This window comes from Streptomyces sp. NPDC051133 (genome assembly GCF_040682635.1).
GTDB lineage: Bacteria > Actinomycetota > Actinomycetes > Streptomycetales > Streptomycetaceae > Streptomyces.
In genome coordinates, this window is sequence record NZ_JBFBBK010000024.1 from 60,997 (window position 1) to 86,936 (window position 25,940).

Annotated in this window: 28 protein-coding genes; 14 read left to right on the forward strand and 14 right to left on the reverse strand. The window is 71.5% G+C overall.

Annotation, left to right across the window (positions count from 1 at the left end):
• Window positions 1-141: 141 nt before the first annotated feature.
• From AB0N17_RS24455 to AB0N17_RS24485, 7 genes are all read right to left on the reverse strand, one after another.
• Window positions 142-1,320 carry a methyltransferase domain-containing protein gene (locus AB0N17_RS24455; RefSeq protein ID WP_366013582.1) on the reverse strand — a complete coding sequence of 393 codons (1,179 nt, stop codon included), beginning with the start codon at window positions 1,318-1,320 and terminating at the stop codon, window positions 142-144.
• Complete coding sequence (locus AB0N17_RS24460) at window positions 1,321-1,458, reverse strand: hypothetical protein (RefSeq protein ID WP_199814055.1); 138 nt, start codon at window positions 1,456-1,458, stop codon at window positions 1,321-1,323. It lies immediately after the preceding gene.
• 349 nt (window positions 1,459-1,807) lie between these two features.
• Window positions 1,808-2,014 (reverse strand): hypothetical protein, encoded by a 207-nt coding sequence (locus tag AB0N17_RS24465; protein WP_366013583.1) that lies wholly within the window; start codon window positions 2,012-2,014, stop codon window positions 1,808-1,810.
• Between the two features lie 88 nt (window positions 2,015-2,102).
• Entirely contained in the window at window positions 2,103-2,951 is an 849-nt protein-coding gene (locus tag AB0N17_RS24470; RefSeq protein WP_366013584.1) for a helix-turn-helix transcriptional regulator, read from the reverse strand.
• 15 nt (window positions 2,952-2,966) lie between these two features.
• A complete protein-coding gene (locus AB0N17_RS24475; protein WP_366013585.1) occupies window positions 2,967-3,491 on the reverse strand; it encodes a DUF6879 family protein in 525 nt (174 codons plus the stop codon).
• Window positions 3,463-3,705 (reverse strand): hypothetical protein, encoded by a 243-nt coding sequence (locus tag AB0N17_RS24480; protein WP_366013586.1) that lies wholly within the window; start codon window positions 3,703-3,705, stop codon window positions 3,463-3,465. The genes AB0N17_RS24475 and AB0N17_RS24480 overlap by 29 nt, the downstream gene beginning before the upstream one ends.
• 183 nt (window positions 3,706-3,888) lie before the next feature.
• Entirely contained in the window at window positions 3,889-5,562 is a 1,674-nt protein-coding gene (locus AB0N17_RS24485) for a fumarate hydratase (RefSeq protein ID WP_366013587.1), read from the reverse strand.
• 167 nt (window positions 5,563-5,729) lie between these two features.
• Here AB0N17_RS24485 and AB0N17_RS24490 point away from each other — a divergent pair, with 167 nt between their 5' ends.
• A complete protein-coding gene (locus tag AB0N17_RS24490; RefSeq protein WP_366013588.1) occupies window positions 5,730-6,464 on the forward strand; it encodes a DUF1707 domain-containing protein in 735 nt (244 codons plus the stop codon).
• A 174-nt stretch (window positions 6,465-6,638) separates the two neighbouring features.
• Window positions 6,639-7,013, forward strand: coding sequence for a WhiB family transcriptional regulator (locus tag AB0N17_RS24495; protein ID WP_366013589.1), 375 nt, complete (start codon window positions 6,639-6,641; stop codon window positions 7,011-7,013).
• Window positions 7,014-7,098: 85 nt separating this feature from the next.
• On the opposite strand, the gene glpX is transcribed toward AB0N17_RS24495, so the two are convergent.
• Window positions 7,099-8,133, reverse strand: coding sequence for a class II fructose-bisphosphatase (gene glpX, locus AB0N17_RS24500; protein ID WP_366013590.1), 1,035 nt, complete (start codon window positions 8,131-8,133; stop codon window positions 7,099-7,101).
• Window positions 8,134-8,260: 127 nt separating this feature from the next.
• Between glpX and AB0N17_RS24505 the strand changes: the two genes are divergently transcribed.
• Window positions 8,261-8,788 carry a DUF4245 domain-containing protein gene (locus AB0N17_RS24505; protein ID WP_366013591.1) on the forward strand — a complete coding sequence of 176 codons (528 nt, stop codon included), beginning with the start codon at window positions 8,261-8,263 and terminating at the stop codon, window positions 8,786-8,788.
• A gap of 58 nt (window positions 8,789-8,846) precedes the next feature.
• On the opposite strand, the gene AB0N17_RS24510 is transcribed toward AB0N17_RS24505, so the two are convergent.
• From AB0N17_RS24510 to xseA, 3 genes are all read right to left on the reverse strand, one after another.
• The gene (locus tag AB0N17_RS24510) at window positions 8,847-9,437 is read right to left on the reverse strand and encodes a malonic semialdehyde reductase (protein WP_366013592.1); all 591 of its coding nucleotides are present in this window, start codon (window positions 9,435-9,437) and stop codon (window positions 8,847-8,849) included.
• Window positions 9,438-9,593: 156 nt separating this feature from the next.
• Window positions 9,594-9,830 (reverse strand): exodeoxyribonuclease VII small subunit, encoded by a 237-nt coding sequence (locus AB0N17_RS24515; protein ID WP_366013593.1) that lies wholly within the window; start codon window positions 9,828-9,830, stop codon window positions 9,594-9,596.
• Window positions 9,827-11,035, reverse strand: coding sequence for an exodeoxyribonuclease VII large subunit (gene xseA / locus AB0N17_RS24520; protein ID WP_366013594.1), 1,209 nt, complete (start codon window positions 11,033-11,035; stop codon window positions 9,827-9,829). The genes AB0N17_RS24515 and xseA overlap by 4 nt, the downstream gene beginning before the upstream one ends.
• 202 nt (window positions 11,036-11,237) lie before the next feature.
• On the opposite strand from xseA, the gene AB0N17_RS24525 reads away from it, so the two are divergent.
• Window positions 11,238-12,263 carry a 4-hydroxy-3-methylbut-2-enyl diphosphate reductase gene (locus AB0N17_RS24525; protein WP_366013595.1) on the forward strand — a complete coding sequence of 342 codons (1,026 nt, stop codon included), beginning with the start codon at window positions 11,238-11,240 and terminating at the stop codon, window positions 12,261-12,263.
• Window positions 12,264-12,292: 29 nt separating this feature from the next.
• On the forward strand, window positions 12,293-13,045 hold the full coding sequence (ppgK, locus tag AB0N17_RS24530) for a polyphosphate--glucose phosphotransferase (protein WP_366013596.1): 753 nt from the start codon (window positions 12,293-12,295) through the stop codon (window positions 13,043-13,045).
• Window positions 13,046-13,088: 43 nt separating this feature from the next.
• Here ppgK and AB0N17_RS24535 read toward each other — a convergent pair whose 3' ends face one another.
• On the reverse strand, window positions 13,089-13,652 hold the full coding sequence (locus AB0N17_RS24535; RefSeq protein WP_366013597.1) for a DUF6542 domain-containing protein: 564 nt from the start codon (window positions 13,650-13,652) through the stop codon (window positions 13,089-13,091).
• A gap of 180 nt (window positions 13,653-13,832) precedes the next feature.
• On the opposite strand from AB0N17_RS24535, the gene ychF reads away from it, so the two are divergent.
• Complete coding sequence (gene ychF / locus AB0N17_RS24540; protein ID WP_366013598.1) at window positions 13,833-14,921, forward strand: redox-regulated ATPase YchF; 1,089 nt, start codon at window positions 13,833-13,835, stop codon at window positions 14,919-14,921.
• A 100-nt stretch (window positions 14,922-15,021) separates the two neighbouring features.
• Here the strand turns inward: ychF and AB0N17_RS24545 are convergent, their stop codons facing one another.
• The gene (locus AB0N17_RS24545) at window positions 15,022-16,221 is read right to left on the reverse strand and encodes a serpin family protein (protein ID WP_366013599.1); all 1,200 of its coding nucleotides are present in this window, start codon (window positions 16,219-16,221) and stop codon (window positions 15,022-15,024) included.
• Between the two features lie 99 nt (window positions 16,222-16,320).
• Here AB0N17_RS24545 and AB0N17_RS24550 point away from each other — a divergent pair, with 99 nt between their 5' ends.
• From AB0N17_RS24550 to AB0N17_RS24575, 6 genes are all read left to right on the forward strand, one after another.
• Window positions 16,321-16,770 carry a DUF4190 domain-containing protein gene (locus tag AB0N17_RS24550; protein ID WP_366013600.1) on the forward strand — a complete coding sequence of 150 codons (450 nt, stop codon included), beginning with the start codon at window positions 16,321-16,323 and terminating at the stop codon, window positions 16,768-16,770.
• 146 nt (window positions 16,771-16,916) lie between these two features.
• On the forward strand, window positions 16,917-17,669 hold the full coding sequence (locus AB0N17_RS24555) for a GntR family transcriptional regulator (protein WP_366013601.1): 753 nt from the start codon (window positions 16,917-16,919) through the stop codon (window positions 17,667-17,669).
• Between the two features lie 387 nt (window positions 17,670-18,056).
• Window positions 18,057-18,248: an SPOR domain-containing protein gene (locus AB0N17_RS24560; RefSeq protein ID WP_366013602.1), complete on the forward strand. Its 192-nt coding sequence runs from the start codon at window positions 18,057-18,059 to the stop codon at window positions 18,246-18,248.
• A gap of 30 nt (window positions 18,249-18,278) precedes the next feature.
• Entirely contained in the window at window positions 18,279-18,707 is a 429-nt protein-coding gene (locus AB0N17_RS24565; RefSeq protein WP_366013603.1) for a (deoxy)nucleoside triphosphate pyrophosphohydrolase, read from the forward strand.
• A gap of 101 nt (window positions 18,708-18,808) precedes the next feature.
• Window positions 18,809-19,243, forward strand: coding sequence for an ATP-binding protein (locus AB0N17_RS24570; RefSeq protein WP_366013604.1), 435 nt, complete (start codon window positions 18,809-18,811; stop codon window positions 19,241-19,243).
• Window positions 19,244-19,422: 179 nt separating this feature from the next.
• Window positions 19,423-22,011: a SpoIIE family protein phosphatase gene (locus AB0N17_RS24575; protein WP_366013605.1), complete on the forward strand. Its 2,589-nt coding sequence runs from the start codon at window positions 19,423-19,425 to the stop codon at window positions 22,009-22,011.
• Window positions 22,012-22,061: 50 nt separating this feature from the next.
• On the opposite strand, the gene AB0N17_RS24580 is transcribed toward AB0N17_RS24575, so the two are convergent.
• Entirely contained in the window at window positions 22,062-23,657 is a 1,596-nt protein-coding gene (locus AB0N17_RS24580) for a hypothetical protein (RefSeq protein ID WP_366013606.1), read from the reverse strand.
• Window positions 23,658-23,868: 211 nt separating this feature from the next.
• On the opposite strand from AB0N17_RS24580, the gene AB0N17_RS24585 reads away from it, so the two are divergent.
• Window positions 23,869-24,933 (forward strand): hypothetical protein, encoded by a 1,065-nt coding sequence (locus tag AB0N17_RS24585; RefSeq protein WP_366013607.1) that lies wholly within the window; start codon window positions 23,869-23,871, stop codon window positions 24,931-24,933.
• A 28-nt stretch (window positions 24,934-24,961) separates the two neighbouring features.
• Window positions 24,962-25,939: a phosphotransferase gene (locus tag AB0N17_RS24590; RefSeq protein WP_366013608.1), complete on the forward strand. Its 978-nt coding sequence runs from the start codon at window positions 24,962-24,964 to the stop codon at window positions 25,937-25,939.
• The last annotated feature ends 1 nt before the right edge of the window (window position 25,940 follow it).

A 25,940-nucleotide genomic window follows, 5' to 3' on the forward strand; every position in this document is an offset into this window, starting at 1 on the left:
CCCGCGCCCTTCCCTTCGCTTGAACGCGCGGGGGTTCGGCCGAGTTGGTGGCAATGCGAATGACGGGAAATATGGTGGAGCCGATCTAGTCCTTCGAACTCAGCGAGCACCCGGCCGGCGCCGGGTGCCCCTGGTTCTTGTTTAGCCGAGAATCGGAGGAACTGGGTTTCCTGGTTCATCCAGCCATATGGTTTCGCCGTCCACAGTGGCCGTGAGCCCGAAACGTTCGAAGCCGGGACAACCTTGCTTCTCCCACCAGCGGTACGCCTTTTCGACCTCGTCCCACAGTTTCCTGGGACCAGACTGCACGACTGCGAACTCTGCCCGATCCTTCTCGAAGTCGGCCGTAGCCCACGACGTGACCGCCGTGTCTCGAAGCCACAGGGTGTAAGAGCCGTCCTTGTATGTCTCCATCCAAGGGAACGCGTCGGCCACCTGTACCCCGATGGCGAACATGACGCGCCAGTCGCCCACGACATCCGGGGAGAGCGCCGTGGTCGACTTGACGCCGTCGGCTGGCCACGGCTTGCCCTTCAGGTACTCACGAACGTGTTGTCGCTCCGTGCGCTGGGCGCGAAGCCGCATGAACGCCGAGGACCCGAGAAACTTCCCCGACGCCGACCCATTCGACTTCACCGTGAGCCTCACGACCGCTTCTCCGCCGTACGTCGGCCCCCAAGGGGCCACGATCACCCCGCCCGGCTTCGTCTGCTCGATCCAGGCGTAAGGGACCCGGCCAATCGAGCACGTCGCAATCACCCGGTCGTACGGGGCCTCCAGCGCGAATCCGGCTGCTCCGTCACCGACCACGGCCAGCGGTACGAACCCCGCGTCCTGAAGACGCTTCCTGGCGTCCGCCGCCGTGGTTTCGTCCACCTCGACCGTGACGACGTTCTCAGGGCCTACGCGGTGCGACAGCAGCGCGGCGTTCCAGCCGGTACCCGTCCCGATCTCCAAAACCCGATGGCCTTCATGGACGCTCAGGGCGTCGAGCATCGAAAAGACCATGGTAGGCATAGAGTTGGAAGACGAAGGGATCTTGCCCTTATCGGGACCCGTGTGGGCGCCGTCGTCCCATTGCGTCGTGATCGGCGCGTCCGTGTAAACGGCGTCCCACCACGCCCGAGAGTCCTCGGAACGGATGATCCGGCTCTTCTGCCGGTTGCCGCCCGCAGTGCCCGGCCAGATCACATCCGGTACGAACAGGTGGCGCGGCGCCCGCTTGAAGGCGGGAAGCCAGTCAGACGTCAGGGCGCCCTTCCCCATCAGCGCGGACGCCAGCCGCTCGGGGCTGGCGTCCGTTCCTTGCTGCTCGGGCATTCAGCGGCCGTCCGCCGGTCCCTGGCCGTCGTTCGTGTTGCCGCCCTCGTCGGACCCGCCGCCGCCGTGCTTGTTGCCGCTGTCGCTGTCGTCCTGGGGGTTGCCGGGGTCCTCGGCCGTGAGCCACTGCTTGCGCATCTGGTTGCCTCCAGTTGGGATGGTGCCTCTTGAACCGTCCCCCGCTGTATGCGGAACGGGGTGTTGCCCGCCCCGCCGGGATTCCGAGCCATGGGGGATAGGGGATCGGGTCAGACCCGACAGGGGCGGAGATCAGCGAGAAATGATCAACAGACGTTGGGCAGGAGTTGACCGCCGGCACACGTAGGGCAAAGCACCTTCCGCCGGTTGTTGCAGCCCGAGCAACCCTCGAAGCCGAAGCAGAGGGGGCACCAGATTTCACGGTGTCCGGCACACGTTCCGCAGTACTCCCCGTGCGACCACAGATTCTGAGTGATCGTTCTGGGGCGGCGCGGGTCGGTACGCGCCATCAGAGGATTTCGCCACGGCTCCGAGCATTGGCCTCGGCGACCCGTTCCCGCAGGCTCGTACGGGCCACTCCCGAATGAGGCGGAGCGTCCGCCCCTTCAGCCGTCGTTCCCAACGGATCATCCGAGTCGTGGAACACCAACAGCATGCCGTTGCTGCCGAACACGTCGAACGCCTCAGACAGCCGGGCTCTTGCGTCGCTCGCCATGATCGCTCGCCCCTCCTCTGGTCGTGCAGACCACGTTAGGAACGGGCCACATCGGAGCTCTACGAAGTTCTACGAAATTGCACGCGAGTTAGCCGAGTGCCTCGATGGCCTTCGCGATCAAGGTTCGTGCCGTGGCCCCGTAGACCGCCGCTTCCGACAGTCGTTCGAAGGCTCTCGCGTACTGGTCGATCTCCGATGGCGCTGTCACATTCACAGCCGCTGTCAGCAGCTCCACCTGAGCTTGCGCGCTGTCGTAGATCGAGAAGGTTTCCAGCGGCCACATGTGCCGGGAGGCGCTGAACGGCACGACGCCGAGGGAGACGGCCGGCAAGGACATGATCGACAGCACATGGCCCAGTTGCCCGGCCATGACTCCGGCGTCGCCGATGCAGTACCGCAAGACGGCTTCTTCGACGAGGATGGCGAATCGGTGATCTCCTTCGCGGAGAACACGCGCCCGATCCATGCGGGCGGCCACGGCCTCCGTGACGTCATTGGGCGTCTGCCGGAAGTCGGTGATCTCAGTCAGCAGCGCGGTTGCGTACGCGGGGGTCTGGAGCAGGCCGGGCACCACGTTGGAGCAGTAGATGCGGAAGGTTCGGGTGCGCTCGAAGAGAGGTACGTACGACTCCTGGAGTCGGCGTAGCCCCGTGCGCTGGAGCCGTCGCCACTCGACGTACATCGACTCTGCCGAGCGGGACGCGGCGATCAAGTCGGCTGCTTGATCGTCGGCTCCGCAGACCCGGCACCAGTCGCGAATGTCGGCGTCCGAGGGGGACGTTACGGCGTTCTCCAGCCGACTCGCTTTCGAGGGATGCCAGCCAGCCTGTACGGCTACCTCGCGAGCCTTCAGGCCGGCGTCCAGGCGAAGATCCCGAAGGCGTGCTGCAAGCGCCTCGCGGGCCGCCTGGACGCTGGACGAAGGGGAACGGGCCATGGGGGCTGTGCGTTCTCAGATCCTGTAGCGGTCGTGCGGAACGGCCCGGTCCCAGACGGCTTCGAACGCCGAGGCGCACAGCTTGACCACTTCGGCGCGGTCGTCCACTTCGTCGCCGAGGTACACGCCCTCACCGGAGAAGTAGCCGAACCTCACCAGCCGGTCATCGAAGCACCAGAAGTCATTGCCAGGGAGGGCCAGATCCGACGCGTTCCGCCGGGGAAGCCAACGGATCTGCTCACCAGCGGCGATGTTGGTGAATGTGCCGTCGTAGAGGTACCGGGTGTACTCGCTCACCGGCTCGGAGACGATCCGGGCGCGGCGGATCACGACACCACGGGAAACCGCCTCGGACACCATGTCGAGCCAGGGGCGCCACCAGGACGCCCGGTCGTTCGGGTCAGGCCGATGCCCGGCCTTCCACGCGGCCACGCGCGGGGCCTCGTCGGGGTCGTCGTAGAAGTCGCGCATCTCCAGATGTACGGCGGATCGCTGGCAGTTCGCCAGCAGCTCACTGAACGGTGGGGCCGTCTGCGGCATCACAAGCCTCCCTGATGGCGGCGACCATACGCACAGGCAGCCGGACGACGGTCTCACTGTCGGGGATGGGGCCGGTCTTCAGGCACTCGGCGCGCGTCGCCTCGTCCACCGTCCAACCCTGCAACACGATCTCTTGCTTCTCCTCGTCGACCCAGACCGTGGGGCAGTTCGCCCCGTCCGTGTTCGGGTCCTTGGCGATGAACCGTAGCGACACAGCAGCCTCCCGGGCTACGCGGATTGCACGGACTTCTACGCACGGACCCTCCCGATCCAGCCGCGCTGGCGTCAAGGGTGCGCTTCAAGCCACGGGAGCGGGGGAGGAGCTCATCGCGCCACCCGCGGACAGCAGCAGACCCCCGGCGACGCCGAGGGGTCTGTGAGGCGCTTACGGGATGACTCAGGCCAGGCCGGGGCCCCGCACCGGGATGCTGGTGAACGTCGGCTGCTCGGGTTCCCGTGAAGTGAAGAAGTCGTTGCCCTTGTCGTCCACGACGATGAACGCCGGGAAGTCCTCGACCTCGATCTTCCAGACCGCCTCCATGCCCAGCTCCTCGTACTCCAGGACCTCGACCTTCTTGATGCAGTCCTGGGCGAGCCGGGCGGCGGGGCCGCCGATGGAGCCGAGGTAGAAGCCGCCGTGGGCGTCGCACGCGTCGGTGACCTGCTTGCTGCGGTTGCCCTTGGCGAGCATCACCTTGGAGCCGCCCGCCGCCTGGAACTGCTCCACGTAGGAGTCCATGCGGCCGGCCGTCGTCGGGCCGAAGGAGCCGGAGGCGTACCCCTCGGGGGTCTTCGCCGGGCCCGCGTAGTACACCGGGTGGTCCTTCAGGTACTGCGGCATCTCCTCGCCCGCGTCCAGCCGCTCCTTGATCTTGGCGTGCGCGATGTCACGGGCGACGACCAGCGGGCCGGTGAGGGAGAGACGGGTCTTGACCGGGTACTTCGTCAGCTCCGCGAGGATCGTGTCCATCGGCTGGTTGAGGTCGATCTTCACCACGTCGGAGGACTCGTCGAGGTGCTCGTCGGTCGTCTCCGGCAGGAAGCGCGCCGGGTCGGTCTCCAGCTGCTCCAGGAAGACGCCCTCGGCGGTGATCTTCGCGACGGCCTGGCGGTCGGCCGAGCAGGAGACGGCGATGGCGACCGGGCAGGACGCGCCGTGCCGGGGCAGGCGGACCACGCGCACGTCGTGGCAGAAGTACTTGCCGCCGAACTGCGCGCCGATGCCGATCTTCTGCGTCAGCTCGAAGACCTTCTGCTCCAGGTCCTTGTCCCGGAAGCCGTGGCCGAGCTCCGAGCCCTCGGCCGGGATCTCGTCCAGGTAGTGCGCGGAGGCGTACTTGGCGGTCTTCAGCGCGTACTCGGCGCTCGTACCGCCGACGACGATCGCCAGGTGGTACGGCGGGCAGGCGGCCGTACCCAGCGAACGGATCTTCTCCTCCAGGAACTTCATCATGGAGGCCTCGTTCAGGACCGCCTTCGTCTCCTGGTAGAGGAAGGACTTGTTGGCGCTGCCGCCGCCCTTCGCCATGAACAGGAACTTGTAGGCGCCGCCGTCGGTTGCGTACAGCTCGATCTGCGCCGGCAGGTTGGAGCCGGTGTTCTTCTCCTCCCACATGGTGAGCGGAGCCATCTGCGAGTAGCGCAGGTTCAGCTTCGTGTAGGCGTCGTAGATGCCGTGGCTCAGCGCCTCTTCGTCGCGGCCCTGCGTGAGCACGTTCTGCCCGCGCTTGCCCATGACGATCGCCGTGCCGGTGTCCTGGCACATCGGCAGCACACCGGCCGCCGCGATGTTCGCGTTCTTCAGCAGGTCCAGCGCGACGAACTTGTCGTTGCCCGACGCCTCGGGGTCGTCGATGATGCGGCGCAGCTGGGCGAGGTGGGCCGGGCGCAGGTAGTGCTGGATGTCGTGAATGGCCTCCTCGGCCAGCTTGCGCAGCGCCTCCGGCTCCACCGTGAGGAACGTCCGCCCGTCGGGCCCCTCGACCGTGGAGACGCCCTCGGACGTCACCAGGCGGTAGGGGGTGGTGTCCTCTCCCTGGGGGAGCAGATCGGTGTACGCGAACTCAGGCATCTCAGCCCATTCCTCACTCTGACGGACGGCCGCCCGCCGACGCTGGCGGGCCCCACCAGCGTAGAACCTGCCGCTGACACGGAACCTGTGAGGTAAGGCTCAGTTCGCCACGCCGAGGTTTTCCACACCCCTAGTCGCGATCTATCGCGTTTCGGTACTCTGCTGTCGTGGACCTTCAGAAGCCCGCCCGAACCCAGGACGCCGCACCGCGCGTCTCCGCACTGCGCGCCTCGGACGCCGACCGCGACCGGGTCGCCGACATCCTGCGCGACGCCCTCGCCGAGGGCCGCCTGACCGCCGAGGAGCACGCCGAGCGCGTCGAGGGGGTGCTGCACGCCAAGACGGTGGGCGAGCTGGAGGTCTTCATCCAGGACCTGCCGGCGGCGCACCAGCGTCCGGCGGGCGCCGCCTACACGCCGGTCCCGCCGCGTCCGACGCCCGGCGCGGTCCCGGCCGAGGCCGATGCCAACGTGGTCGCGGTCTTCAGCAGCGCCGTGCGCCGGGGCCGCTGGCGCGCCGGCCGCCGGCTGCACGCGTACTCGGTCTTCGGCAGCGTCGAGATCGACCTCAGCGAGGCGATCTTCGAGTACCAGCAGGTCGTCATCAAGGCCGTCTCGGTCTTCGGTGACGTCCAGATCCGTGTCCCGGAGAACGTGTCCCTGCGTGGCACCGGCGGCGGCGTCCTGGGCAACTTCGAGGTGGACACGCTGGACTCGGTCGAGGCCGACGCGCCGGTCGTCTACGTCGACGGCTGGGCCGTACTGGGCAACGTGGAGGCGCGTCCGAGGCGCGGCAAGCGCGTGGCGGACATCCTGGACCGGGTGCAGAGCAAGGTCGACCGGAAACTGGAGCGGGTCCAGGACAAGGTCGACAGGAAGCTGCGCAAACACCTGGACCGTTGACGGTCGCGAATCCGCCGGTGCCGGAAGGGGTCGGTCCTGTGGGGCCGCGGGTGCCGGGGGCGTGAACGAGCCGTCACGCGCCTGCGGTTGGGAACGCTGTGCATAGGCGCGCGCACAGCGGGTAGGCCTTGCGTCATCGTCTCTCGCTCGCGAAGCCGTCGTCAGGAGTAGACCGTGCTGCAACCGCCGCATTCGTCCCTGCAGGTAGCTGCTGTTCCGGCCCCGCGGGTGCCGGAACTGGACAGGGACCAAGACGCTCCGTGGCACACCGAGGCGGTGTGCCGGCGCGACGAGGCCGGTCTGTTCTTCGCTCCGTCGAAGGAGCCGACGGCGGCCCGCCTGAGCCGGGAGGAGGCGGCCAAGCGCGTCTGCGCCCGCTGCCCGGTGATGGTCGAGTGCCGCGAGCACGCCCTCCTCCAGCCCGAGCCGTACGGCGTCTGGGGCGGCCTCACGGCGGCGGAGCGCCGCGTGGTCCTGGCCAGGCGGCGCAGGCGTGAGGTCGAACTGAAGAAGGCGACGAGGGCGACGGCCAACCGCATAGCCGGATGAGCGAAGGAAGGGCGCCCCCTCCGCACAGGGGGCGCCCTTCCCGTCTCGTCCTTGCCTCAGGGGCGCGGGACCCCTCGGGCGGGTGTTACTTGGCCCGGTCGAAGTCGACCGCGCTGTACGCCCGCAGCTTCCGCAGCCGGTGTTCGGAGTCGATCTTCCGCACCGTCCCCGACTTCGAGCGCATCACGATCGACTCGGTCAGGGCGGTCTCCGACCGGTAGCGGACACCCCGCAGCAGTTCGCCGTCGGTGATGCCGGTGGCGACGAAGAACACGTTCTCGCCGGACACCAGGTCGTCGGTGGTCAGCACGCGGTCCAGGTCGTGCCCGGCGTCGATGGCCCGCGCACGCTCCTCCGCGTCCTTGGGCCACAGCTTGCCCTGGATCGTCCCGCCCAGGCACTTCACGGCGCAGGCCGAGATGATGCCCTCCGGTGTACCGCCGATGCCGAGCAGCAGGTCGACACCCGTGCCCTCGCGCAGCGCGTACACCGAGCCGGCGACATCGCCGTCGGAGATGAGCTTGATGCGGGCGCCGGCCTCGCGGACCTCCCTGATCAGGCCCTCGTGCCGGGGCCGGTCGAGGATGACGACGGTGACGTCCTCGGGCGTGGCCTTCTTCGCCTTGGCGATCCGCTTGATGTTCACGGCCACGGGCGCGTCGATGTCGACGAAGTCGGCGGCCTCGGGGCCGGTGACCAGCTTGTCCATGTAGAACACGGCGGACGGGTCGAACATGGCGCCCCGCTCGGCGGCGGCGAGCACGGCGATGGCGTTCGGCATGCCCTTGGCCGTCAGCGTGGTGCCGTCGATCGGGTCGACCGCGATGTCGACCTCGGGACCGGTGCCGTCGCCCACGTGCTCCCCGTTGAAGAGCATGGGGGCCTCGTCCTTCTCGCCCTCGCCGATGACGACGACGCCGTTCATCGAGACGGTGGAGACGAGGGTTCGCATGGCGCGCACCGCGGCGCCGTCGGCGCCGTTCTTGTCGCCGCGCCCCACCCAGCGGCCCGCGGCCATGGCGGCGGCTTCGGTCACCCGGACGAGTTCCAGGGCGAGGTTGCGGTCGGGAGCCTCGGAGGGAACATCGAGCTCGGACGGCAGGTGATGATTTTCGGTCATCGGAGCGCACCTTTCTGATACGACGACGGCCGGATGAGGGTGTTGGCCCTGACTCTATCGTTGAGCAGACAAAATGAGCAGGGGACCCCACGGATGAGCGCTTGGGGCACCTGCGACGATAGGGGGCGTGGCAGGTTCGAACGGCAAGCAGAAGACGGTCCGGGACATGATTCTCTCCCTGGCCCTGATCGGCCTCGCGGCGGCGGCCGTCTGGCTCTTCGGTATCCCGCACGACGATCACGCTCCCGACATCAAGCGGGTCGACTACCAGGTCGATCTGCTCACGGCCCGTCGCGCGGCGAGCTACCCGGTGGCCGCCCCCGAGGGCCTGCCGAGCGCGTGGAAGGCGACCTCCGTGCGCTTCCAGGGCGAGGAGTCCGACCGCTGGCACCTGGGCTTCCAGACCCCGGACGGGCAGTACGCGCAGCTCGAGCAGTCCGCGCAGAAGCGCTCCGCGTTCATCGACACCGCCAGCCAGGGCGCGTCGGCGACGAAACGGACCGAGCGGATCGACGGCCGCACCTGGACCCGCTACACCGGCGGCCGCTACGACGCCCTCGTGCTGGAGAACACGCCCGGCTCCACGACGGTGGTGGCCGGCACCGCTTCCTTCGGCGAGCTGACGAAGATGGCGGCGGCGCTGAAGCTGAAGTGATCCGCGCATACGGCAGAGGCCCCCGGCGGTGCTGGGGGCCTCTTTCGTGTCCGGCTGCTCAGACGGTCGTGACGACGTCCTCGTAGGCCAGGCGCGGCGAGCGCGGGAACCAGGCGTTCTCGCCCGGCTTGCCGATGTTGACGACCATCAGCGGGGTGTGGTCGTCGTCGAGGAACTCCTTGCGGACGCCCTCGAAGTCGAGGCCGGTCATCGGGCCGGCGGCGAGGCCCGCGGCGCGGACGCCGATGATGAAGTAGGCGGCCTGCAGGGCGGCGTTCAGCGCGGCGGCACCCTCACGGGCCGGACGCTCGCTGAAGAAGACGTCCTTGGCCTGCGGGAAGTGCGGGAAGAGGGCCGGCAGCTCCTCGTGGAACTCGTTGTCCGCGGAGAGGATCGCGACCAGCGGGGCGGCGGCGGTCTTCGGCTGGTTGCCCTCGGCCATGTGCTGCACCAGGCGCTCACGGGCCTCGGGGGAGCGGACCAGGGTGATGCGCAGCGGCGACTGGTTGAAGGCGGTGGGGCCGTACTTGACCAGGTCGTAGATCGCCTGGACCTGCTCCTCGGTCACGGGCTCGTCGCTGAAGGTGTTCGCGGTGCGGGCCTCGCGGAACAGCAGGTCCTGGGCGGCGGGGTCAAGAACGAGAGACATGCGTTGACTTCCTAAGCGGTGTCGCGATCCGACGTACCGGACCGTGGTCCGGATCGGCTGACGGCATGACACTACGCCAGCTAAGTTCAATCTTCAACAAAAGCGGGGGTGCGGTGAGCCGCTTCACAGCCCCGGGTTCACGGCCCCGGGCGACGCCTACCCCGCGGCCCCCTCCGCGTCCCCCTCCGTGCCCTCCTCCTCGGCCAGCGCCGCGTCCAGCCGGGCCCGCGCACCCTCCAGCCAGCGCCGGCACACCTTGGCCAGCTCCTCACCGCGCTCCCACAGCGCGAGGGACTCCTCCAGCGTCGTACCGCCCGCCTCCAGCCGCCGTACGACCTCGATCAGCTCGTCCCGCGCCTGCTCGTACGAGAGCGCCTCGTCCACCTTGGTCATTCGCCCACCTTCACTGTGAATTCGCCGTCGGCGACGCGGGCCCGCAGCGCCTCGCCCCGGGTGACCTCCGCCGGGTCACGCACCACGTGTCCGTCGGACTTCTGGAGTACCGCGTAGCCCCGCTCGAGCGTGGCCGCGGGAGAGAGGGCCACCACGCGCGCGTGCGTGTGCGTCAGCTCCGAGTCCGCGCGGTCCAGCAGATGGCCGAGGGTGCGCCGGCTCCGCTCGACCAGGGCCGCCACATGATCGGCCCGCTCGTCGATCATCCGGTGCGGATCCTCGATCGAGGGCCGGGCCAGAGCGTGCGCCAGCCCGCGCTCCTCCCGCTCGAGATACGCGTTCACGCACCGCCGGGCCCGGTCGCGCAGCATCCGCACCCGCTCGAACTCCTCGCCCACGTCCGGCACGACCTTCTTGGCCGCGTCCGTCGGCGTGGAGGCGCGCAGGTCGGCGACGTGGTCGAGGAGCGGGTTGTCGGGTTCGTGCCCGATGGCGGAGACGACGGGCGTACGGCACTGCGCCACGGCCCGCACGAGCTGCTCGTCGGAGAAGGGCAGCAGGTCCTCGACGCTGCCGCCGCCACGGGCGACGATGATCACGTCGACGTCCCCGGTCTCGTCCAGCTCCTTCACGGCCTGCACGACCTGCGGGACGGCGTGCACGCCCTGCACGGCGACGTTGCGCACCTCGAAGCGGACGGCGGGCCAGCGGTGCCGGGCGTTCTCCAGCACGTCCCGCTCCGCGGCCGAGGCACGCCCGCAGACGAGGCCGATCAACTGCGGCAGGAAGGGCAGCGGCTTCTTCCGCTCCGGTGCGAACAGCCCCTCGGCCGCGAGCGTCTTCTTCAGCTGCTCCAGCCGGGCCAGCAGCTCGCCGACGCCGACCGGCCGTATCTCGGCGGCGCGCAGGGACAGTTGCCCGCGCGGGGCGTACCACTCGGGTTTCGCGAGCACGACGACGCGGGCGCCCTCGCCGACCACGTCCGCGACGGAGTCGAACACCTGCCGGTAACACGTCACGCTGACGGAGATGTCGTACGACGGGTCGCGCAGCGTCAGGAACACGACCCCGGCACCGGGCCGCCGCGACAACTGCGTGATCTGTCCCTCGACCCACACCGCCCCGAGCCGATCGATCCAGCCCCCGATCAGCCGGGAGACCTCACCGACGGGGAGGGGGGCTTCGGGCGAGGTGTTCACAGCCATGGGCCCGAGCGTATCGGTCCCCTACGACACCGGGTCCGAGGCGGCTCGGGGCCGGCGGCCACATCGCCCCCACCACCTGCGCCACCCGGGACGCCTCCACGCCGGTCGCGGAGGCGGTCGTTCCGGTGTCGGACATGCGCCCCGGTCCTCCCCGCCCCCGCGCGGGGCACGCGATCCCGGTGCCGCCGAACGCACCCTTACGATGGGACGCATGACCGCTTCGCCTGGCCGCCGTGTCCTGCTCGCCGCCCCCCGGGGCTACTGCGCCGGTGTGGACCGCGCCGTGATCGCCGTCGAGAAGGCCCTCGAACAGTACGGGGCCCCGATCTACGTCCGGCACGAGATCGTCCACAACAAGTACGTGGTGCAGACCCTGGAGAAGAAGGGCGCCGTCTTCGTCGAGCGGACGGAGGAGGTGCCGCCCGGCAACATCGTGATGTTCTCCGCGCACGGCGTCGCCCCGGTGGTCCACGAGGAGGCCGAGCGGGGCCGCCTCGCCACCATCGACGCCACCTGCCCGCTGGTCACCAAGGTCCACAAGGAAGCCGTTCGCTACGCGAACGACGACTTCGACATCCTCCTGATCGGCCACGAGGGCCACGAGGAGGTCATCGGCACCTCCGGTGAGGCCCCCGACCACATCCAGCTCGTGGACGGCCCCGAGGACGTCGCCAAGGTGGAGGTCCGCGACCCGTCGAAGGTCGTGTGGCTGTCGCAGACCACCCTCTCCGTGGACGAGACCATGGAGACCGTCGACGCCCTGAAGACGAAGTTCCCCGGGCTCGTCTCCCCGCCCAGCGACGACATCTGCTACGCCACGCAGAACCGTCAGCTCGCCGTGAAGCAGATGGGCGCCGAGGCCGAGCTGGTCATCGTCGTGGGCTCGCGCAACTCCTCCAACTCCAAGCGCCTGGTCGAGGTCGCCAAGCTGGCCGGCTCCCGCGAGGCCTACCTGGTGGACTTCGCCGACGAGATCGACGAGGCCTGGCTGGAGGGCGTGACCACGGTCGGCGTCACCTCCGGCGCCTCCGTCCCCGAGGTCCTGGTCGAGCAGGTCCTCGAGTGGCTCGCCGAGCGCGGCTACGGGGACGTGGAGATCGTCAAGGCCGCCGAGGAGTCCATCACCTTCTCGCTGCCCAAGGAGCTCCGCCGCGACCTGCGCGAGGAGGCCGCCACCCTGGTCGCCGAGCGCGGCGGGTCCGGACCCGCGGCCGCATCCGGGGCGTGACCGTCAGTCGCCCGTCGTAACGTGGAGCCATGCAGATCTTCGGCGTGGACATCGGCGGATCCGGGATCAAGGGCGCCCCTGTGGACCTGGACAGGGGCGACCTGGCCCAGGAGCGCTGCAAGGTGCTCACCCCGCACCCGGCGACGCCCGACGGCGTGGCCGACGGGGTCAAGCAGGTCGTGGACCACTTCGGGTGGTCCGGCCCGGTCGGGCTGACCTTCCCCGGAGTGGTCACGGGCGGCGCCACGGTCCGCACGGCGGCCAATGTCGACAAGAGCTGGATCGACACCGACGCGCGCGTCTTGTTCAGCGGCAGGCTGGGCGGGCTGCCGGTGACGGTGGTCAACGACGCGGACGCGGCGGGCGTCGCCGAGATGCAGTTCGGCGCCGGCCGCGGCAGACGGGGCACGGTCGTCCTGCTCACCTTCGGCACCGGCATCGGCAGCGCCGTCTTCGTGGACGGTCTCCTGGTCCCGAACACGGAGCTGGGCCACCTCGAGCTGAACGGCCACGAAGCGGAGAAGAAGGCCTCCAGCAAGGCCAAGGAGGACCACGGGCTGAGCTGGGAGCAGTGGGCGAACCGCGTCCGGAAGTACCTGGCGCACGTGGAGATGCTCTTCTCGCCGGAGCTGTTCATCATCGGCGGCGGTGTCAGCCGCAAGGCGGACAAGTTCCTGCACCTCATCGAGGGCATCAGAGCCGAGATCGTCCCCGCGCAGCTGCAGAACAACGCGGGGATCGTGGGGGCGGCGATGAGAGCGGCCCAGGAGGACGCCCCCTAGGGCCGCGGCCGGGGGCGCGTGCGGCGGGGAGCGGGCGTACGGCTCAGCCCCGCCGGCGGCGCCGCCGTATCCACCGCACCCGCCGTACGAGCACGATCACGCCCGCGGCCAGCGTCCCCCCGTACAGCCACCCCGCCTGCGTGGCGAGCCCCGTGACCAGCCCCATCAGACGGCCGGCCGACCCCCCGCCGCCGTCGGCGACGGTGAGCAGGCCCACGGCGAACGCGATCGGCACGACCACCGGAGCGGTCAGCAGGTCCCCCTCCCGCACCACCAGCGCGGTCAGCACGCACACCGGCAGGAACAGCACCCCGTAGACCGCCGGTGACCCGTCGAACATCAACTGGTCCAGGCTGCCGAGCAGCAGCATCACCGCCGCGCAGAACAGCCCGGTGCCGAGCCCGGTGAGCCGCGGCTGCGGCATCCGCCGGGCGGCCGGCACCGGCCGCGCGACCCTGGCCGGACGGCTCCCCCGTCCGGGCCGGGCCGCTCCCTGCCCCCGCCGGCGCTCGTCGCCCGGCCTCGGCCGGGCCTGCCCGGGCAGCCGCCGCGGCGGCGCGCCGCGCCGGGGTCCGTCGTTCGGGGGTCGAATTCCGCGTTGCTCCACTGGACCAACCTAGGTCTGCTTATGTGCCCGGTCGGCCGCCAGACACGCCGGGGAGCAGAGCTTGGCCGGGCGTTCGACGCTCTCGCGAGGCCCTCGCCGGGAACGCCGTAGACTGGTGGATCGGCCAGTGTCTCTGGCCCCTGGCAGCCCCTGGCCCTCTCATTTACGGGAAGTCGCAACGTGTCGCTCACGATCGGAATCGTCGGCCTGCCGAATGTCGGCAAGTCGACCCTGTTCAACGCCCTGACCAAGAACGACGTGCTGGCGGCCAACTACCCGTTCGCCACGATCGAGCCGAACGTCGGCGTCGTGGGCGTCCCCGACGGCCGCCTGGCCAAGCTGGCGTCGATCTTCTCCTCCGAGCGCATCCTTCCGGCCACCGTCGACTTCGTCGACATCGCCGGTATCGTGCGCGGCGCCTCCGAGGGCGAGGGCCTCGGCAACAAGTTCCTCGCGAACATCCGCGAGTCCGACGCGATCTGCCAGGTCATCCGCGCCTTCAAGGACGAGAACGTCGTCCACGTCGACGGCAAGGTCTCGCCGAAGGACGACATCGAGACGATCAACACCGAGCTGATCCTCGCCGACCTCCAGACCATCGAGAAGGTCCTGCCGCGCCTCCAGAAGGAGTCCCGGATCAAGAAGGACGTGGCTCCCAAGGTCAAGGCGGTCGAGGAGGCCAAGGAGATCCTGGAGAAGGGTGACACGCTCTTCGCCCACGGCATCGTCCAGGGCACCGAGCGCAACGAGCTGCTGCACGACCTGCACCTGCTGACCACCAAGCCGTTCCTGTACGTGTTCAACGTCGACGAGGACGAACTGGTCGACGAGGAGTTCAAGAACGAGCAGCGCGCCCTGGTCGCCCCCGCCGAGGCGATCTTCCTCAACGCCAAGCTGGAGCAGGACCTCGCCGAGCTGGACGAGGAGGAGGCCCTGGAGCTGCTGGAGTCCGTCGGCCAGCACGAGCCGGGTCTCGCCACCCTGGCCCGCGTCGGCTTCAACACGCTCGGCCTGCAGACCTACCTGACGGCCGGCCCCAAGGAGTCCCGCGCCTGGACGATCAAGAAGGGCGCCACGGCTCCCGAGGCGGCCGGTGTCATCCACACCGACTTCCAGAAGGGCTTCATCAAGGCCGAGGTCATCTCCTTCGGCGACCTGGTCGAGACCGGCTCGGTCGCCGAGGCCCGCGCCAAGGGCAAGGCCCGGATGGAGGGCAAGGAGTACGTCATGCAGGACGGGGACGTGGTGGAGTTCCGCTTCAACGTGTGAGCGGACGCACGGACGTCACGTCGCCGCCCTGACGGGCAGGCAGGACACACAGGGGCCGGCTCCCGCGGGGGCCGGCCCCTGACGTACGCGAGCGCGGCGGTCAGCCGGTGGCCGGATACGGCGCCGGGTCCGTCACCCAGCCCGCCACCAGCACCAGCCTGGAGTCGCGGTCGACGGCGAGGAAGCCGAACGGGCGGTCGAAGTCGACTTGGACGACGGTGGTCTCGTAGCGAGGCTGGAACCCGCCCCCGTACACCGACGCGACCGCCGTGACCGCCGCCGCGCGGAAGCCGGTCGCGCCGAACTGGGCCAGGGCCGACTGGCGGGCCTCCCCGACGGCGAGCGGGACGCCGGCGACACCGGGGAAGTGGCCGTGGCTCCGGTCCAGGGCCGTCGTCAGCCCGAACAGGCCCGCGAGAGCGGTCAGATCGTGGTCGGCGCGCACTTCGAAGCCCACCGTCCGCACGGCGAGGGCCCGCGGCTCCGGCGCCGTCACCGGCTGCTGTTCCACATGCAGACCCGGCCCGACGTGACCGTGCGGCAGGGCGCCGCCCGGCGTGACCGCGAGGGCGCGCTGCACCACCTCCACGCCGCGCGCCAGCACCTGGCCCGGCGTCATGCGCTCTTCGCCGAGCACCAGGTGCACGTCGACGCCGTTGTCGCCGGGCACGGTCAGCGCGGTGACGAAGCCGTCCGGCGTGCCGGCCACACCCACCCGGTCCGGCCGCACGCTCCGCCGGTGCAGCCCGCGCACCGTACGCCCCTGCCAGGGGCCGGCCGCCGGCCGGTGCGGCAGCTCCTCGAAGGGCTGCCGCCAGGTGGTGCGCAGCGCGAGGGCCGCGGCCAGCACCATCCGCGCCTCCCGGGTCAGCGTCATCGGCATGCGCTCGATCAGCCCGCCGGTCCGCTCGGCGGCCCAGGCGTCCAGCCGCTCCTGCGCGGTGACCAGGTCGTCCCCGAACACCCCGTGCGTGCCGGCCGGCAGTCCTGCCCGCCACTGCGCGCGCAGGGCGAGCTCCTGGTGCGTCCACAGCCCCAGCGCCGCGTCCAGCCCGGCCACCGAGCCCAGCCCGGCCAGCAACTCCCGTGCGGCGGCGGCCGCCCGGTCCGCGGGCACGCCCAGCGCCCCGGCCAGCTCCGCCCGCGCCGGCCCGGCCGCGCCGTCGGCCAGGAAGGCCAGCAGCGGCCAGACTCCCGCCGCCGACAGCGCCGTGCCTCCGGTCGTGGTCGCGGCCCACCGGGCGGTGAGCCCGTTCACCGCCCGCACCACCTCGCCGCCCACACGGGTCCCCGTCCTCATTCCGCCCCCTTCGCGCGCCCCGCTTACCATGCGCGCAGTCGTCCGCCAGACCTGTCACCGGCCCGTGCCGGCGCCACCACCCCCAGGAGCACGCTACCGGTGTCCATACCTCCGGCCCCCGGCCCCCATCAGCCGCAAGAGCCCCCGCAGGCCCCGTACTTCCCCTACGCTCCCTACCGGCCGTGGACCCAGGGCTACCGCCCCTACAACCGTCCCGCGCCCGTCAACGGACTCGCCATCACCTCCCTCGTGCTCGGGGTGCTGTGCTGTCTGCCGGGGCTGGGGCTGGTGTTCGGGCTGGTCGCGCTGTGGCGGATCCGCCGGCGCGGCGAGCGCGGCACCGGGCTCGCCGTCGCCGGCTCCGTCCTGTCCGTGATCGGGCTCGCGCTCTGGGCGCTGATGCTCGCCACGGGCGGTGCGGCCGACTTCTGGCAGGGCGTCAGGGACGGCGCGCACGACGGCGCGCGCATCTCACCGGCCCAGGGTGAGTACGTCGACGCGCCGGGCGGAGCGCCGGGCGGCGAGACCGACACCGGCGTGCCGGTGTGATCGCGCCCATACGGGGGACAAGTGCCTGGGTAAAGCCCTCCCCACCCCCATGTCATCACATCGAGTGATTCTCTGGCCTTTGCTTGCACGGCACAACCCACGGTTGCCAGGCTGTTGCTGTCTGTACAATCTGATGGGAGCGGCCAGTGACTTTCGGTGAGCAGCCGGCGTACCTGCGCGTCGCGGGTGATCTCCGCAAGAAGATCGTCGACGGTTCACTGCCACCCCACACCCGGCTGCCCTCACAGGCCCGCATCCGCGAGGAGTACGGCGTCTCGGACACGGTCGCGCTGGAGGCCCGCAAGGTGCTGATGGCCGAGGGGCTGGTCGAGGGCCGCTCCGGCTCGGGGACGTACGTGCGTGAACGGCCCGTCCCCCGGCGGGTGTCCCGCTCCGGTTACCGCCCGGCGGGCGGCGCCACGCCCTTCCGGCAGGAGCAGGCCGACGCCTCGGTGCGCGGCACCTGGGAGTCAAGCAGCGAGCAGGCCGAGGCCGGGACCGCCATCGCCGAGCGGCTCGCGATCCCGCTGGGCGAGCGGGTGATGCGCACCAAGTACCTGTTCCGGGAGGCCGGTGAGCCGATGATGCTCTCCACCTCCTGGGAGCCGCTCGCCGTCACCGGCCGCACGCCCGTGATGCTGCCCGAGGAGGGCCCGCTCGGCGGCATGGGCGTGGTCGAGCGGATGAGGGCCATCGACGTCATCGTGGACAACGTCACCGAGGAGGTCGGCGCCCGCCCCGGCCTCGCCGAGGAGCTGCACGTGCTCGGCGGGGTCCCCGGTCATGTGGTCGTGGTCGTCCAGCGCACCTACTACGCCTCCGGCCGCCCGGTGGAGACCGCCGACGTGGTGATCCCCGCCGACCGGTACCGGGTCGCCTACCACCTGCCCGTGAAGTGAGGGCGCCGCACTCCCCGTGCCTGCGCGCCCCTGGAGTGAGGTAGCGCACACCCCGGCCCGCCCCGCGGCCGGTCGCCCCGGCCGTCCGACCGCGTGCCGGCCCTGCCCGGCCGCTGCAATCCGGCCGTTTTCCCAGGTGATCCCAGGTCCCTCCGGTATGTCCCGACCCGAGGCAGTCGTGCTCGCGGGGGCGCGTTCGGTCTCGTGCGCCCCCGGCGTTCTGGCTGGTTGCGTACCTCTTTGTGAAAAGGCGTATTCGCTCCGTGAAGGTTGGGCGTACGCTCGGGCATATGCGGACTGGGGTTTCCTTAGGCGGGCCACGGCGGGGGCCTGGGACGGGAAGCAGGTGGGGCGGTGCGAGAAGGGGCGGCGAGGGCGGTGGGGGCCATGAGTGAGAACGCGGTGTCCCTGCCCTGGATCGTGATACGGCAGGACGACAACGGCAATCGCTACCGCGTCGGCCGTTACGCCACCCGTGCCGAGGCCCAGAAGATCGCCGACAGTTTCGACGACCGGGGTCACAAACAGCTCTACTGGGTCGAGCGCATCGAGCAGAACGGGGACGGCACCCACAACTGACGCCCCAAGCCCTCCCGTAGGCTCCGTTCCATGACGCCCGAGACGCACCGGACGGACCCGATCGTGGTGGTGGGAGCCGCCCTGCTCGACGGCGGCCGGCTGCTCGCCGCCCGCCGCAGCGCACCGGCCGAGTTGGCCGGGCGCTGGGAACTGCCCGGCGGCAAGGTCGAGCCGGGCGAGCGGCCCGAGGACGCCCTGGTGCGCGAACTGCGCGAGGAGCTCGGCATCGACGCCGAAGTCGTCGAGCGGGTGCCGGGGGAGTGGCCGCTGAGGATGCCGTACGTCCTTCAGGTGTGGACCGCCCGCCTGCTCCCCGGCTCGCCCGCGCCCCGGCCGCTGCAGGACCATGACGACCTGCGCTGGCTCACCCCGGCCGAGGTCTGGGACGTGGCCTGGCTGGACCAGGACGTCGCGGCGGTGCACGAGGTCGCGCCCCGCATCATCGCCGGCGCCCGCTGACCCCCCTCCGTACGCCGTTCGTGCCACAGTGCGCCCTCTCGCACGGTACTGCCCACCGGATATCGGGTATGTGCCCATTAACCCCACGAAATCGGACATGGGTGCGCTTGCTGGCCTGGGAAGTGATCGGCGTGATCGACACCGATGGCGACTGCGCCGAGTGGACGTTTCCCGCGGAACCGGGCGCTGTTCGCGCCGCCCGCGCCGCGGTCCGCGGCCAGTTGCACGGCTGGGACCTCGACAGCGTCGCCGACCTCGCCGCACTGCTGGTCAGCGAGCTGGTCACCAACTCCCTGCGGCACGCCACCGGCCCCATCGGGGTACGGCTCGTGCGCCCCGGCGGACGCGGCGAACCGCTGCTGGTGGAGGTCTCCGACCCGCTCCCGGACCCGCCGCGCGAACGCGTCGCCCGGCCCGAGGACGAGAGCGGGCGGGGGCTCCAACTGCTCGCCGGTTCCTCGCGCCGCTGGGGCACGCGCCCCGGCGCGAGCGGAAAGACCGTGTGGTTCGAACTGGCAGTGCCCGGAACTGCGTGATTCGACGGCGTGTTCCCTGGTTAGAAGACTGGAAGTGTTGTCACGGACCGGTCCGAAAACCACCTGGACCGAGCTGTGATCGTGAACACCGTGTCGTGCGGCGCCGTAGTGCTGGATACTGCGGGCAGCCGCCCCCGGTGACCGGTGCCGGACGCGGTGAGCTGGAGGGGACGGTTCGCGTGAGCGAGATACCAGCGAAGGCCACGGAGTCCGAGGACCCGTCGGGCGGCGCGAGGGACCAGGCCGCGGAGGGTGCCGCGGCAGCCGGCGACGCCATGTGGCAGAGCAGTCCGCCCGGTTCGATCTACGACTACATCAGGGTCGCGTCCTTCTCCATCAGCCCCGACGGGTTCGTCGACCAGTGGAGCCTGCGCGCCGAACAGCTCCTCGGCATCCCCGCGTCGCGCGCCGTCGGCATGGACCCCATAGAGGCGTTCATCGACCCCGATCTGCGCGACCGCGGCCAGCGCAAGATGGCCGAAATTCTCGACGGACGCGAGTGGACCGGGGTCGTGCCCTTCCGGATGCCCGACCGGGCGGACGGCGTGCGCGGCACGGACGGTCTGGCTGAGGTCTACGTCATGCCGACCCGGACCGCCGAGGGCGACAAGGCCGCCGTGTGCATCGTCGTCGACGTCCGCACCCTGCGCAGCATGGAGACCGACCTGGCCGCCTCGCAGGCCATTTTCGGGCAATCCCCGTTCGGTTTCCTGCTGATCGACACCGACCTCAGGGTCCGCCGGGCCAACGAGCGGTTCGCCTCCATCTTCGGTGGAACCCCGGACGACCACCGTGGCAAGGGAGTTCACGACTATCTGCCGCGTGCCGAGGCGGAGCGGGTTTCGGCCACCCTTCGCCGGGTGCTGGAGAGCGGTGAGTCCATCACCGACATGCACGTCACCGGCTTCGTGCCGAACTCCGAGGAACGCCGGCACTGGTCCGTCAACCTCTACCGCGTGCACAGCGGCAGCGGCCGGCCCATCGGCATCGCCTGGCTCGGCACCGACATCACCTCCCGCCGCGCCGCCGCCCGTGAGGCCGCCGCCGCCCGGCGCAATCTCGCCCTGCTCAACGAGGCGGGCGCACGCATAGGGAACTCCCTCGACCTGGAGACCACGGCCCGCGAACTCCTCGACGTCGTCGTCCCCGGCTTCTGCGACCTCGCCACGGTCGACCTTTACCAGGGGCTGCTGGCCGGCGACGAGACCCCGCCCGGCCTCGCCGACGGCAGTGCCGAACTCCGCCGGGTCGCCTCCGCCAGCGCGGTGGCCGGCGCCCCCTTCACCGGATCCGGCGAGCCCGTCGAGGTCGGCGCGGTCCACCACTTCCCCTTCAACTCGCCCTGCGCGTACGCCCTGCGCACCGCCCGGCCGCAGCGCGTGCCCGCCGAGGAGGGCGGCCTCGTGCAGTCCACGCTGGCCGTGCCGATGGTCGCCCACGACACCGTCGTCGGACTCGCGCAGTTCGCCCGCACGAAGGGCAGCGAGCCGTTCGGCGACCGGGACCGGGACCTGGCGGTGGAGCTGGCCGCGCGGGCGGCGGTGTGTATCGACAACGCGCGCCTGTACCGCAGGGAGCACGAGCGGGCCCTGATACTGCAGCGGTCCCTGCTGCCGCCGGGCGACCCCGAGGCGTCCGGCCTGGACATCGCCTGCCGCTATCTGCCGGGCAACGCGGCGACCGAGGTGGGCGGCGACTGGTTCGACGTGATCGAACTGCCGGGTCACCGTACGGCGCTGGTCGTCGGCGACGTGATGGGGCGCGGACTGCGGGCGGCCGTCGCCATGGGCGAACTGCGTACGGCGGTGCGGACCTTGGCCCTGCTGGACCTGGAACCGGCCGAGGTGCTCTCTGCCTTGGACGAGATCGCGCGGGGCCTCGGCACCCCGGGCGGCGTCCAGCAGGCCACGCGCACGGCCCGTCAGCCCCGGGACGCCGACCTCTCCGAGGTGTACCTCGCGACCTGCGTGTACGCGGTGTACGACTCGGTGACCAGACGCTGCACGTTCGCCAACGCCGGCCATCTGCCACCGGTGCTGGTCGAGCCCGGCGAGGCGGCCCTGATGCTGGACGTGCCGCCCGGGATGCCGCTCGGCGTGGGCGGCGAGCCCTTCGAGGAGGTCGAGGTCGAGCTGCCGGAGGGCGCGCTGCTGGCGCTCTACACGGACGGCCTGGTCGAGTCCCGCGACCACCCCCTGGACGAGGGCCTGCAGGCGTTCGTCGGTGCGCTCACCGACGCCTCCCGTCCGCTGGAGGACGTCTGCGATCACGTCCTCAACACCCTGGACACCCACCACGGGGAGGACGACATCGCCCTGCTCATGGCCCGGGTGCAGGGGCTGCCCGCCGAGTCCGTCGGCGACTGGACGCTGCCGCGGGAGCCGCGCAGTGTGGGGCGGGCCCGGGAGTACGCGCGGGCGCAGTTGCTCAGCTGGGACCTGGAGCCGCTGGTCGACACGACGGAGCTGCTGGTCAGCGAGTTGGTGACGAACGCGCTGCGGTACGGCGAGGGAGAGATCCGGCTCCGGCTGCTGCTGGACCGCACGCTGGTGTGCGAGGTGTGGGACTCCGGGCTGGTGCAGCCGAGGCGGCGGCGGGCGCGGGACACCGACGAGGGGGGCCGCGGGCTGCAGCTCGTCGGGTTGCTCAGCGCCGCTTGGGGCTCCCGGCGGACGCCTCGCGGCAAGACGGTGTGGTTCGAACTGCCGCTGCCGGGCGGCGAGAACGGCCTCACGGACCCGGCGGAGGCCCTGCTGAGCCTGTTCTGACCAGGTCGGCTTCGGGGGGCGGCTCCGCTGCCGGAAAGGAGGCACCCGCCTCAGGCGAGTCTGTGGCGGCCCCTGGTCTGCGGGCCGCCGTAGCTCGCCGGGGGGCCGGCGTCCTGTTCCGTGGCCAGGAGGATGCCGCCCAGGACCGCGCCGGACAGGCCGGCGGAGTCCGCGCCGGGCGGCCCCGCCGAGTCCGTGCCGGTGCCCACGTACGGGGTTCCGTGGGCCCGTACGTTCCGCTCGGCCAGCTCCCGTGCCTCCAGCGACGCGGCGTCGGCCCGGTCGGTGTCGCCCGCGCCCAGCTTCCGTACCGCCTCCGCCAGGCGTGCCCGCGCCTCCGCGCCCACCGCGCCCCGGTGCACCGTGACGAACTCCTCGGCCCCGGCGAGGGAACTCCGCGCCACGAGCAGGGCCGCGGCGTCCAGGACTCCGGTACGGCCCATGTCCAGGCGCCCGGCGGCGCGGGCGATGCGGCGCAGGGCGTCCAGCGGGTCGTAGGGGCCGCCGGTCAGCTCCTCCCGCACCGCGGCCAGCACCCCGTCCGCATGGGCCAGGCGGGCGTGCAGCTCGCCGGTGGTCAGGTGCGAGCGCGTACTTCCCTTCCGGGCCACCGCCAGCTCCGCCTCCCCGCCGGTCAGCGCGGCCGGCACCAGCTCGGCCGCCTCCCGCAGCTCCGCCGCGAGCCGCTCGACCCCGCCCACCAGGACCCCCGCCTGGGCCACCGCGCCCTCGGCCGCGCGCAGCAGCCCGGCGGCCCGCTCCGGCTCGCCCGCGTCGGTGGCCTGGCGGGCCTCGTTGAGCCGGGAGGTGGCGAACACCAGCCGGTCCTTGGCCTGTTCGACGTATCCGGTGACGGGCCCGACGGCCGAGGGCGCGTACCGCTCGTGCAGGGCGATCGCGGTGTCCTGCGCGGCCACCGTCCGCGCCGTCAGCTCCCGGAAGCGGCCCTCGGCGACCTCCAGCGCCGTGCCGAGCCCCGGCCCCTCCAGCCCCCGCAGCCGGTCCAGCCCCGCCGCCCCGGCGTCCAGTCGCCGCCCGGCCTCCGCGCACCGCCCGACCACCCCGACCAGCGCCTGCCGCCGGGCGACCGGGTCCTCGGGCACCCCCTGCTCGTAGCGCCGCCATATCGCGAACGCGGCCGACAGCTCGGTCTCCGCGGCCTGCAGGGCGTGCGTGACCGGCTCCGCCTCCGCCTCCGCCTCGCCGCTCCGCTCCGGCAGGAAGGACAGCTCCTCCCGGCTCGTGCGCACGCAGTCGTCGGCGAGGACCAGCGCGGCGCGGGCCTGGCGCTCGGTGTCGGCGGGGCTGGGCGCGGGCGGGTGCGCGGAGACGAGCCCCGGGGTGGTGCGGGTGCGGGCCCGGCGGGTGCGGCGTACGTAGCCGTAACCGGCCAGCAGTACCGCCGCGGCCCCCGCGACGAGCGGCAGCACCAGATCGGCGGTCGACGTCCCGCCCTGCTGCGGTGCGGCGGCGCTCGCGACGGTCCCGGCGGCGGCCTGGGGAACCGGATCATGGCCGCCGACCGTCATCACCGGCAACACCAGCCACCCCGCCCCCAGGACGGCTCCCAGCACGGCGTGCGCCACCCGCACGCGTATGTGCACCGCGGCGCGCCGGGGCCGGCCCCGGATCAGGGAGGACGTCACATTTCGGAGCGTATGGGCAGGTAGGCGCCGACGCGACCGGTGCGGATACGGGTGGGGGACGAGAGAACGGGGGGCAGGAATGGACGGGGGAACGCAAGCGTCCGCGGGACGACCGACGGAAGCGGCGGGGCCGGCGGAACCGACCGAGCCGGCGGAGCAGTCGGAACGGCGAGCCGAACCGGCGGAAGGACGGACCGAGGACGGGCGGCCCGTGGACGGGCGGGCCGAGGGCGGGAGGCCCGGCGGAGAGCGCCCCCAGGGCGGACGGCGCCGTCGTCGGCGCCGGGTCCTCACCGCCGTGTGTCTGCTCCTGCTCCTGCCCGTGCTCTGCCTGCTCACGGCGGAGACGGCCCTCCGCCTCGACTACACCGGCACGCCGAAACCCGGCACCACCACCCGTCACCAGGACGCCCTCTGGCTGGGCCACGCCTGGGTCGACGGCCGCAAGACCGACGCGGACGTCACCGCCCTCGCGCACCGCCTGAAGGACACCGGCATCCGCGACCTGTACGTCCACGCGGGGCCCCTGGAGCACGACGGCACCCTGCCGAAGTCCGACTACCCCAAGGCGGGTTGGCTGATCTCGGCCGTGCACCGCGCGGCACCCGGCGTCCGCGTCCAGGCCTGGCTCGGCGACAAGCTGGCCACCGAGAGCCCCGACGGCCTGCACCTGGAGCGCGCCGCCACCCGCGCCGCCGTCGTCCGCTCCACCCGCCGGATCCTCGCCGCCGGCTTCCAGGGCGCCCACTTCGACCTGGAGCCCCTGCACTCCGGTGACCGCGACTACCTGGGCCTCCTCGACGACCTGCGCCGCGTCACCCACGCCCGGCACGCCCTGCTCTCCGTCGCCGCCCACCAGATCGACCCGCTGCCGGCCTTCCACTCCTTCTGGGGCGCGACGACCAACCACCCCAAGTGGTGGTCGCAGGCCTACTTCGGGCAGGTGGCCCGCCGCGTGGACCAGATCGCCGTCATGTCGTACGACACCATGCAGCCGCTCCAGAGCCTGTACGGCGGTTATGTGGCCCAGCAGACCAGCCTCGCCCTGGAGGTCACCCCCGAGACCACCGACCTCCTCATGGGCCTGCCCTTCTACCACGAGAACCGCTTCGGCCACCGGGCCCGTGCCGAGACCGTCCCGGCCGGTGTGCGGGGCGTCCGCCTCGGTCTGTCCCGCACCGACGCCGACCGGGTCCGCTTCGGTGTCGCCCTGTACGTGGACTTCGCCGCGACGGACGCGGACTGGCGGGCGTACGAGGAAAAATGGGTCCGCTGAGCGGCGCCGCTGCGGAACACTCGGCGAGATGACCAGAACACGCCGGCCGCGGACCGCCGCCGACCTCGCCCCGCTCGTCCGCGCCGCCCTCGGCCCCCACCGCACGCTGAGCGCCGTCGCCCGGCTGCGCGGCGGCTCCCGAAAGGGCGTATACCGGCTCGTCCTCGACGACTCCCGCACGGCCGTCGCCTACGTGTGGTCCCCGGACGAGGACTACTGGGACCGGCCCGAGGCCCCCGACCCCCACGACCCCTTCTCGCCCGCCTCCGGCCTCGACCTGTTCACCGCCGCCCACGACCGCCTCTGCGCACTCGGCGTCCGCACCCCACGCCTGCTGCACGTGGACCCCGAGGCACGTGCGGCGGTGGTCGAGGACCTGCCCGGCGGCAGCCTGGAGGAGGCCCTGGACCGGGACCCGGAGGCGGCCCGTCCGGCCCTGGACGGGCTCGCCGAAGCACTGGACGCCCTGCGCGGCTGCCGCTCCACCGCCCTGGGCAAGGTCGCCGTGACCGCCGGCGCCCCCGCCTCGCCGGGCCGTTCCTGCGCGCGGCTGGTCGCCGACCGCGCCCTGTCCGACATCGCCGAGACCGCCGTACGCGACCCGCGCGTCGCCGCCGCCCGGGACCGGCTGGAGGAGGCCGTGCGGACCCTCGCCGCCGCGGTGCGGCCCCGCACCGAGCACTCCCTCGTCCATGGCGAACTCGGCCCCGACCACGTCCTGCTGGACGCCGGCGGGCGGCCCGCCCTGATCGACATCGAGGGGCTGATGCACTTCGACGCCGAGTGGGAGCACATCTTCCTGCGCCTGCGCCTCGGCCCGCACTACGACGTGCTGCGCGTCCCCGGCCTGGACGAGGACCGGCTGCGGCTGTACCGGCTGGCGATGCACCTGAACCTCGTCGCCGGTCCGCTGCGGCTGCTCGACGGGGACTTCCCCTTGACGCAATCCATACGCGGTATCGCGGAGCACAATCTGGTGCGGGCCCTGGCGCTGGTGGGACGCTGAC